Source organism: Candidatus Nanopelagicales bacterium (assembly GCA_030700225.1).
GTDB lineage: Bacteria > Actinomycetota > Actinomycetes > S36-B12.
This window is the reverse complement of sequence record JAUYJT010000067.1, coordinates 1-9,134: the sequence shown is the minus strand read 5'-3', so window position 1 is coordinate 9,134 and position 9,134 is coordinate 1. Positions and strand designations below refer to the sequence as shown.

Annotated in this window: 10 protein-coding genes; 7 read left to right on the top strand and 3 right to left on the bottom strand. The window is 65.5% G+C overall.

The annotated features are described in order from the left end of the window. Window positions 1–177 precede the first annotated feature (177 nt). On the bottom strand, window positions 178–420 hold the full coding sequence (locus Q8P38_10920) for a hypothetical protein (GenBank protein MDP4015114.1): 243 nt from the start codon (window positions 418–420) through the stop codon (window positions 178–180). A 47-nt stretch (window positions 421–467) separates the two neighbouring features. Here Q8P38_10920 and Q8P38_10915 point away from each other — a divergent pair, with 47 nt between their 5' ends. Together Q8P38_10915 and Q8P38_10910 are read left to right on the top strand one after the other, a co-directional pair. Next, entirely contained in the window at window positions 468–743 is a 276-nt protein-coding gene (locus Q8P38_10915) for a helix-turn-helix domain-containing protein (GenBank protein ID MDP4015113.1), read from the top strand. 156 nt (window positions 744–899) lie between these two features. Continuing rightward, a complete protein-coding gene (locus Q8P38_10910) occupies window positions 900–2,033 on the top strand; it encodes a site-specific integrase (GenBank protein MDP4015112.1) in 1,134 nt (377 codons plus the stop codon). A gap of 207 nt (window positions 2,034–2,240) precedes the next feature. On the opposite strand, the gene Q8P38_10905 is transcribed toward Q8P38_10910, so the two are convergent. Together Q8P38_10905 and Q8P38_10900 are read right to left on the bottom strand one after the other, a co-directional pair. Continuing rightward, entirely contained in the window at window positions 2,241–3,896 is a 1,656-nt protein-coding gene (locus Q8P38_10905) for an ATP-dependent helicase (GenBank protein MDP4015111.1), read from the bottom strand. Beyond that, on the bottom strand, window positions 3,896–5,518 hold the full coding sequence (locus tag Q8P38_10900) for an ATP-binding protein (GenBank protein ID MDP4015110.1): 1,623 nt from the start codon (window positions 5,516–5,518) through the stop codon (window positions 3,896–3,898). Before Q8P38_10900 ends, Q8P38_10905 begins: the two co-directional genes overlap by 1 nt. A 272-nt stretch (window positions 5,519–5,790) precedes the next feature. Here Q8P38_10900 and Q8P38_10895 point away from each other — a divergent pair, with 272 nt between their 5' ends. From Q8P38_10895 to Q8P38_10875, 5 genes are all read left to right on the top strand, one after another. Then, window positions 5,791–6,141 (top strand): hypothetical protein, encoded by a 351-nt coding sequence (locus tag Q8P38_10895; protein ID MDP4015109.1) that lies wholly within the window; start codon window positions 5,791–5,793, stop codon window positions 6,139–6,141. A 65-nt stretch (window positions 6,142–6,206) separates the two neighbouring features. Next, window positions 6,207–7,493, top strand: a complete 1,287-nt coding sequence (locus Q8P38_10890; protein MDP4015108.1) for an ATP-binding protein — start codon at window positions 6,207–6,209, stop codon at window positions 7,491–7,493. A 287-nt stretch (window positions 7,494–7,780) separates the two neighbouring features. Beyond that, window positions 7,781–8,188 (top strand): hypothetical protein, encoded by a 408-nt coding sequence (locus tag Q8P38_10885; protein MDP4015107.1) that lies wholly within the window; start codon window positions 7,781–7,783, stop codon window positions 8,186–8,188. 110 nt (window positions 8,189–8,298) lie between these two features. Next, window positions 8,299–8,463 (top strand): hypothetical protein, encoded by a 165-nt coding sequence (locus Q8P38_10880; protein ID MDP4015106.1) that lies wholly within the window; start codon window positions 8,299–8,301, stop codon window positions 8,461–8,463. Continuing rightward, the coding region (locus tag Q8P38_10875) for a hypothetical protein (protein MDP4015105.1) at window positions 8,460–9,134 on the top strand (675 nt) is incomplete at its 3' end. The genes Q8P38_10880 and Q8P38_10875, both read left to right, overlap by 4 nt.

Sequence of the window (9,134 nt, the reverse complement as noted above, 5' to 3'; positions counted from 1 at the left end):
CAACGCCTCAGGATGGATTCCCAACTGATCGGCGACCCGCTTGATCGCCCCCGTCCGGGTCTCGGGATCGCGCCTCGCATCCAGCGCCATCCGGATCGCGCGATCGCGCAACTCCACGCTGTACTTCCTCGGTGCTGCCATGACTCTCATCATCCTTCCCAGGATTGAGAGCCTCCATCAGACCCGGGGCGATTCAGTTGGTAGCCGCTCGTCTGTTACAAATTCGGTACAAATTTCGCGAGCGCCATCCCCTGCCGCACGGTCCTCAGGGGCCTTTCCTGCTAGGTCGCAACCCGTGTCGGTTGCCCCACCCACCAGCCTGGCATCGCACAGCTCGTCGACCAGCGCGGCGATGCCCGAGTCATCTTGCTGCCACATCATCTCCATCGACGTGATCGCTCCCACGCCGCCGTCGGACATAGGTGCCCGTAGACCAACTGTCCGTCAACGCCGCGAGGAGGGGCTTGATGATGGCAACGAACTCGAACGTGCCGGCTATGGAACCGGGAGTCTTTGGCCCGCGGCGGCGCGGAGGCCGCAGCAACCGGGCCCCCAGGCTGGTCGACGCCCAAGAGCTGTGGGACATCGACGATGTCGCGTCCTACCTAGGCGTGACCAAGCAGACCATCTACTCCTGGCGGACGACGGGCTACGGGCCGGCCGGCTTCCGTGTCGGAAAGCACCTGCGCTGGCGGGCAGCAACCGTGATCAATTGGACGGTGCAACTCGAGGAGAATCAGTGATACCGAGAGGCCATCACCCTCAAACGGAATCGGTTCCAGCGCCACCAGGCCGCAGATGCTCGTCAGCATCGCTGGTCACCCGGTCGGATTCTGCCCAGGACAGCCATGGCCAGCATTAGTCCCGGTAGGCCAGCGGACGGGAGCCCTCGTTACGTTGTGAACTATCGAGATCCCGAGGGGCGGCAGCGCCGCAAGACCTTCAGACGCAAAGCGGAGGCGGTCGCGTTCCGCAACACCGTTGAGGCGGACAAGCTCCGTGGAACCTACCTTGATGTCGACGCCGGCAGGATCTCGTTTCGGGTCTATGCCGAGGAGTGGCTCGACAGCCGGACCTTCAGCCCACTGACCTATGAGGCGACGGAATTGCGCCTCAGGCTCCACGTGTTCCCGACGCTGGGACACCTCGAACTGCGACAGATCAAGCCGTCGACGATTCAGAAGCTCCTGCGATCGATGGAGATGGCCGAGACCTACCGGCGCGTCATCTTCTCGAACGTGTCTGCCATCTTCTCGGCTGCGGTCGACGACGACATGATCGCCAAGAATCCGTGCAAGGCCAGTTCAGTGACAAGGCCCGCAACGTCGCGCCGCAAGGTGGTGCCTTGGCCGTCCGAATGGGTCTCCTCCATGCACGACGCACTCCCGCCCCAATACAGGATCGCAGTCACGCTAGGTTCTGGGCTGGGACTACGCCAAGGCGAGGTATTCGGGCTCGCGGTCGAGGACATCGACTTCCTCCGCGGGGTCGTCGAGGTCAGGCGACAAGTCAAGGTGTTCGGAGGAAACCGTCTCGTCTTTGGCCTGCCGAAGGGCGATAAGACCCGCACCGTCCCCCTGCCCGAGAGCGTCGCAACGGAACTCAGCAGCCACCTCGCCACCTACCCTCGGCGAAGCGTCACGCTCCCATGGGGAACGCCCCTGGCGAACACGAAATCGAGCGCAGGACTCATACTCGCCACACGCGAGCGTTCGGCCCTCAACCGCAACTACTTCAACACGCGGCTCTGGAAGCCCGGCCAAGCCCATGTGGGCATCGAGCAATCGCGTGACAACGGCATGCACGCCCTACGGCACTGGTACGCCTCCGTGCTCCTCGACGCCGGCGAATCGATTCGCGCAGTGTCCGAGTACCTCGGCCACAGCGACCCCGGCTTCACCTTGCGCACCTATACCCATCTCATGCCCAGCAGCACGGAGCGAACCCGTGCTGCAGTGGATGCGGCCTTTGCAGCCGGGCGCCACGCGGGAGAAGGAGGCTCCCAAGACTTCGAGAAACCGTCTCGCGGTTAGCGGTCGCCAATCCGGCGATGCAGTTGACTGGACCAAAGCAGCGATGTGCTGACCGCCACCTCGAGTTGTGGAACGGGCGCGCTGTTTCGACGGGGCGGGCTGGACCTGTACGGGAAGTATGGCGGCCCTCGCCTGGCGCTGGATCGGCCGATCTGAGATTGCCGCAATCCAAGTTCCCCAGTGCCTGGACGTTCGTGTGCTTGAAGTTCACGCGGCACCTCCGTGCTCGGGATAGAGCTCATTCAGATGAGCCTCCAACTGCTCCCAGTTCATCGTCGCGGTAGCCGCGAGCCCGGACAGCCATCGGCTCGGCTTGGAGGCATACGGCCCATACATCCCGGACAGCGTCTGTGCGTACGTCACGACGACGCCATGCTTTGCCCGGGAGAGCATGACAAGGAGCACACGCTCCTCCTCGGCCAAAGCCGCACCGGTGCTCGAGCGTCTATCAGGCAGGTGGCGCTCCTCCAGACCCGGAACGAACACCCAATCAAACTGTTGGCCCTTTCCCGTGTGCGCGTTCAACAAATGAACGCCCGGCTCGATCGGTGCATCGTCCTGGCGGACTCGGAACTGCTGCAAAGCGGCCCGAACTCCTGCCGCACCGACCGCCTCGAGTTGTCCAAATGCGTCTTGCACCTGCTCGAGGGTGTCGACGTCGCTCGGGTCGATCGTTGATGCCACCCTCGCGAATGCGTCCTCGAAAGAGATTCCCTTGGGCATCCCGGAAACGGCGGCTCGGAGGCGATCCAGGATCGCGGGGTCCTCGATCGCAAGGTCCCACCTGCGGCACGGGACGTCTGACATGCCAGCGAAGGCCAGATCGATCTCGCCGCGTCGCCATCCAGACCGAGCAATGACCCCGACTGATGCGGTGGGGTCGGCTTTCACGATCTGTTCGCTGATTGCAGCGATAAAGGAGGCTTCATCGGCGGTAGTTGGGAGCTTGAAGACTGACGCCGCTCCACCGCCAGGCCAGTCCTCGGGTCTCGCGGCCTGCAACTCACCTCCACCGAGCCGACCTGAAACACCGTTCAACATGGCTAGCACAGCTGGCGACGAACGGTACGAGACGGTGAGCGGAATCGGATCGCCGCAGATCTCTCGAAGTTCGGCCTCCACCTTCGCGGGCTCAGCACCAGCCCATGAATAGATGCCCTGGAGCGGGTCGCCCACGAACGTCCGCGAGGTCGTGCAGGTCGCCAACGCGATTGCCAACTGCTGCGGTGAGAGGTCTTGGAACTCGTCTACCAGCACGGCGCCGTAGTGCTGGCGATACAGGTTGGCGACCTCGTCAACGAGGAGCAAGCGCTGCGCATGCCGAAGGAGATCCTCGTAGTGCAGCTCGTTTGTGAGGATTCGATCCAGCTCCACCTGCAAGGCGAGTTCGTTGCCAGGCCCGCCGAGTGCTCCGAGGATCTCCTCGTCGCTCAAAGGCTGTCGCTTTGTGACAGCAAGCACCTCAGCGGCAGATCGCTGCGAGGCGGAGTCGGTGGAGATCGCTTCCAAGGCCTTCCGCAGGGTCTTGGTCGTCGGCATCTTGAGCTCTGTGACAGGCAGCCCGAGGGTCCTGCCATGGGCTAGAACCAGTTCTGCAGCGTGGCCGTGAAAGTTGTGCACGGCGACGTAGCGCCGGAAACGCTCACGTCCGAGCAGCCCCTGCAGGCGGTCGCCTAGGTTGGCCTTCGCTCGATTCGTGAATGTCAGTGCCAGAATCCGTTGATTCGGCGCGAGGCGCGGAATCAGTTCGAGGGCGCGAAGGGCCAGCAACTCGGTCTTCCCGCAGCCGGGCGGGGCGACGACCAACAGGTTCGGCTGCTCGCTGGCGGCAGCAAGGCGCTGCGGGTCGGTCTCCTCAGTCATCAGGCGGTGCCGATCACCTGGAGTCGCGTGATCAAGTCGTGGACACTAGTGATCTTCGTTGCGGTAGCTAGGTCGAGCTGCGACGCAATGGCAACAGCCGCTGCAACCTTGTCCTTCCGGCAATACGCCGCCATCGCCTCAGAGGTGACGTCGTCCATCGCAGCTACTCCAGCGGTAGAGAGGATCGCCGCTTCCTTGCAGTAGCCAGCCGCGATAAGCGCCCGTCCCACGCCTGGCCCTGTCAGGGCTGCGCAGTACTCGGCCTCAAGGTCCGGGTCCGAGACGAACACGGTCGTGCCCACGACGTCGGCCGGCTTGCCGCCGATCTGCCCCAGCCAACTTCCCTTCTCGGTATCGTCGACCAGGCCAAGGATGGGTATTTGGAAGCCTGACTTACCAATGAGCCTGTAGACGTGCGGGAACTTCATGGCGCCGTCGAGGTCGAACACCACGGCGCCAAGTCGGTCGAGACCAACACCCATCAGTCGGGCCACGGCCTCGACGATGACGCGATCGGATGATCCCTCTACGACGAGGGCGAAGCGCGCGGTCAGGACTTCGAGAAGTCGCGGCGACCACCAGTTGGCCCGGAGCTTCTCGATCGCAGTGAGCTTGTCGGCAGCGAGTTGGGTGCAGACCCCATCAGGGCTGACTGCGATGATCTGAGAAGGCTCGAACCGCTGCACGATGTACGGCGAGTGCGTGGCCAAGATCTTCTGATTGCCCGCGTCGCTGAATAGCTCGGCCAGGGTTCGTTGGCTTGATGGATGAAGATGCAGCTCTGGCTCGTCGATCGCTACGACGTTGGCAGTGCCTTCGGCCAGATCGAATAGCGTCATGGACATGAGCTGCCGGAGACCATCTGACTGCTCGCTGATCGGCACATGTTGCCCGTCGCGCTCAAAGAACATCGAGACGCTGCCGAGTACGCCATCTGCGGGATCGGCTGCGGTCCGGACTGACAGGTCGTCCTGCGCAATCGTTCGAGGCATGGCCTTCGAAAGGTGAGCGGCCACGTCGCCACGCAGTCCAGTGATCGTGGTACTCGAGCCAAGCTCGCTATTGAAGGTGTCGAGCAGACCCGTCAGCACCGTCTTCTCGGCGCCCAGGTCGATGGCCGTAAGCAGCGCCTGAAGCGCACTGTTGGGACCGTCGAGCGACGAGGCGGATGTACCGCGCGTCGCGGGTAGATAGCGCCAGCCGAAAGCCGCCAGTTGCTCGCGGGTTGGCGTTCGGTCGTGACCGGCCTCAGGGAACCATCGACGCACGGTGATGGCTTGGTCGTCATCAGGGTCCGCTGCGATGACGAGCTGCACCCGCAACGACTCGGACTGATCCCCGGGGTCAACGCTGATCTCGCGCGGAAACAGGGCTCTCTCCGGGTCGTTGAACTCCGCGAACTGGGTCTCGACAACCAAGTCGGCAGTCGGGTCGTCGAGATCAGCAACGCTCGCCTGTTGGTACAACTGAGCCGTCGTACTGCCGAGCAGCAGGTTCAGCAGTCGCAGGAGGGACGTCTTGCCCACGTCGTTGGCACCAACAACGACTGCGTGCCCCCGTACGTCGACCTTCAGATTCTTGATGCGACTGTGGTTCGTGATCTCAATCCGACTCAGTCTCATAAGCTACGAGGATCCCTCCGACGCGAACAGTTCGGCGTGCCCCGAGCCAGAGGAAGCGCCACGCTCGCGACCATATCCGCGAGAGCGGACAGGTTCAGGGGAAACCTCCGATCCCGCGGGTACTGATGGAGGTGGGCACGACCATCGCTGGCCGCGCTGGCCGGTTCAACGGAACCGCGCTCATGAACCACTGAATGTCCGCCACGTTTGCCTCGCCCGACTGATCGCTCCCAGGTCCCACGCTCACTTAGGTGACCAACCAAGGAGGACTGATGAGCACATCCCCCGCCGAGCAGCCGGCCCCCGGCCTCGTCACTTTCACCGCCCAGGGCAACCGCGTCCTCGAACGCATGGCCGCCGAGCTAGTTGACCAGTGCGACGGCTCCCCGGGGAGCATCGCCGAAATCCTCGACCAAGTGCTGTCGGCCGACATCGGGATCCTGGCCGAATCCCTGAGCGAAGCGGCTAGCCAGGCGGCGCCGGACGGCCGGGTGGACATCAACGTCTCGGAGATCGGTCCGCTAGCTGAGAGTCCTGACGAGGCGGCCTGCCGCCGACTCGGAACGCACGCCCCCGGGACAACTGGTCCTTCGGCGACACGCAACTTCGACGCCGGCCGCTGACCCGACCAACGGCATACACGTCGTTACACAAGACCGCTGTGTAACAGAATGTATGGGAGGACCTGATGCTGCCCAACCCCTACGCCCCCGGCGAACTGCCAAGGGTCCTGGCCGGGAGGGAACAACAGCAGGACCGGATCAGGGGCTACCTGGCCCGGATCGGCACCTACGGCGAGATGGGCGGACCGCTCCTGGTGTTCCTAGGCCCGCGAGGGGTCGGAAAGACCTCCCTGCTGCGCGAGGCTCAGCGCGACGCCGAGGCCCACGGATTCATCACCGCCTGGGTGGCCTGCCGCCGCAACGCGCCGTTCCTACCCGACCTGGTGAGCCGGGTCGGTAAAGCGATCGAGACCGCGGACATCTTCCCCCGAAGCGACAAGGGCAACTGGCGCCTGCGCCTGGACAGCATCGGCCTCGAATTTGGCCTGTCCAGCGTCGTGAAGGTCAGCGCCACGGCGGCCGCCGACCGCTCTAACCCTGCCGCGCCCCAGCGAGGCACCCAGATCTCGGCCCTCGAGGATCTCCTGCACGAGACCGGTACCCAGATCCGAAGCCGAGGCGGCGCCGGCCTGGTCGTCTTCGTTGACGAGCTGCACGCAGCGACCCGCGATGACCTAGCGGTGCTGCTAAATGCGATGCAGAACCTCGCTGGCCGACGCGAGGACAACCCATTCGCCGTCATCGGCGCCGGTCTGCCGTCGACACCAGGGGTCCTGGTCAACGCCGCCACATTCGGTGAGCGCAGCACCTTCTTGACCCTCCCCCGGCTCGAGCCCGCCGCTGCGGCGGCCGCGGTCGCTGAACCTGCGGCCGAGCTGGGTATCACGTGGACGGCCGCGGCGCTGCAGGTGGTCGCAGCCGAAGCCCAAGGCTTCCCCTATCTGCTCCAGGTCCTCGCTCATGCCACGTGGGAGGCGGCCCGACCCTCCGCGGCTGGCGACGCGCTCGACATCGACCAGGTCCACGCCGGCCTGCCGTTGGCCGATGACCAGCTGACTTCCATGTACGCCGCTCGGTGGGCGGCCGCGACCGAACTGGAGAGGCAGATCATGGCCGTGATTGCCCAGGCCGGTACGCCGACGGTGACCCGGGCGGAGATCGCCGTACAACTCGACCGACCGACGCAAGCCCTGGGCGTTCCCCGAGAGCGCCTGATCGACAAGGGGATCATCGAACCTGCCCGCCGCGGCGAGGTTCGTTTCACGATGCCGGGTTTCGACCGCTACATCCGCGAGGCTGTGGCCATCGGATCCTCCTCGGAGGACGACCAGGCACCAGGTCGACTCGGCGACGGCCGCCGCCGTGGGATCCCGCCGGCCTCCGACACCGACCGCGGCAACCCGCGTCGCTAGATTGCTCCTGATCAACTTCGTGGAGGAACACAGCTGCTCGTGGACGCCTCTCCCACTCGGATCCGTGTGGTCCCAGTTGGCAGCGAGCCTGACGGCGTCCGACTGCGCAGCGGCAAGCGCCACCACCCGTTCGATCAAGACGCATGGTCGTCCAAGGCTGCTCCGCCTCGCGCTCGCACCGTGGAACGAAGCCCTTTCGCGTTGTCCCCAGCCCGCCGCGGGCAGGGCGCGCCGGCCGCCGAGATCCGCGAGACTCAAGTCCTATCTCTCGGCAGGAAGGACACCTGGTGGACGACAACGACCAGCTCGAAGCAGGTGGACGCGCGACGGCGGCCCGCGAGCACGTCTACGGATTCAACCGGGCCACGATGGGGGAGCAAGACCAGAGCCCGGCCGAGGCCTCGGACCAGTTGGCGGAGTTCGCCGAACTCGCGGCCGCGCTCCCCCAGGCTTTCTCGCAGCTTTCCAGCACGCTTGAGCAGGCCCTGGCTCACCAGGTGCTCAGCATGGATGCGATGACCGACGAGTCCGACCCGGCGATGGCGATCGGCGTCGCTCGCCTCCACCTGGAGGAGGCCCGCGGTCTCGCGGTCGACCTCCACAAGCACCTCAACGCCGCGCGGAACGCCACCGCGAACGTCATCAGTCAGGGCGTCGACGACGGCCAGCATTCGATGCCCTGGGACCAGCCCTGACCGGACCCCGCTGAGCATGCGCGAGATTTGTTCGCGTCGGGTGATCGCCCCGGCGGGTCGACCTTCCTTTGGTGACTGAGAGATGACCCCGGTCCACCATGGAGCTGCCCGTGAGCACGCCCACCGATTCCCAGTCCGCCGCGGCCGATCGTGACCCGGTGCAGGAGGCCCGCGCCCACCTCGAGCAGGCCCTTGCTGCGCTCGATCGAATTCGCGAGGTTCTGCCGCCTCCCACCGCGCCCCCGCCCGAAATCGGAGGCGGTGAGTCGGCATGACCACCGTCACCGCCCTGAGCGCCGCCGACGCCGTGTTCGAGGCCCAGCAGGCCGTGAGCAGGGCCCGCTGGGTCGTGGAGGAGCTCCAGGAGACGATCGCCTCCGCGCTCCGCGTGCTCGACGATGCCGAGCTCGACTCGGCCAAGGCCAAGCTGTCCGAGCGCGGCTCCTTCTACCTTGAGGCCGCCGGCGAGCACTTGGGACGGTTGCGCACGCGGTGCAACGAAATGCCTGAGCTCACTCGCGACCTGTTCGTGCACCTCAACCGCGCCTCGCAGACGGTCGTCGACGCCCGCGACCTACTCGACCTGGCTGACACCTCCGATCCCGTCATCGCCAGCGAGGTCGCGCAGATCAAGCCGCGCATCGCGGTCGTCGTCGAGATGGTCACCCTGGCCAAGCCGGTCGCCCAGCTGGCTGCCCAGCACGTCGACACCGCGCACCAGGCCAGCCGGGACGTCACAGCCATGGGTCTTCTGGAGCCGGTCAGCCTGGAGCGCAGCATCGCGACCGCCGGCAAGGAGCTCGGCCGCGCCGACGAGGACGTGCGCCTGCTCGGCAACGTCGTCGACCATGCCGCGGCCAGCGCCCGAGCGTCGGCCGGCATCGCCAGCGAGATCACCGACACCGCCCGCCGCCGGATGTCCGAGCAGAGCCGGGACCCGTTCCCG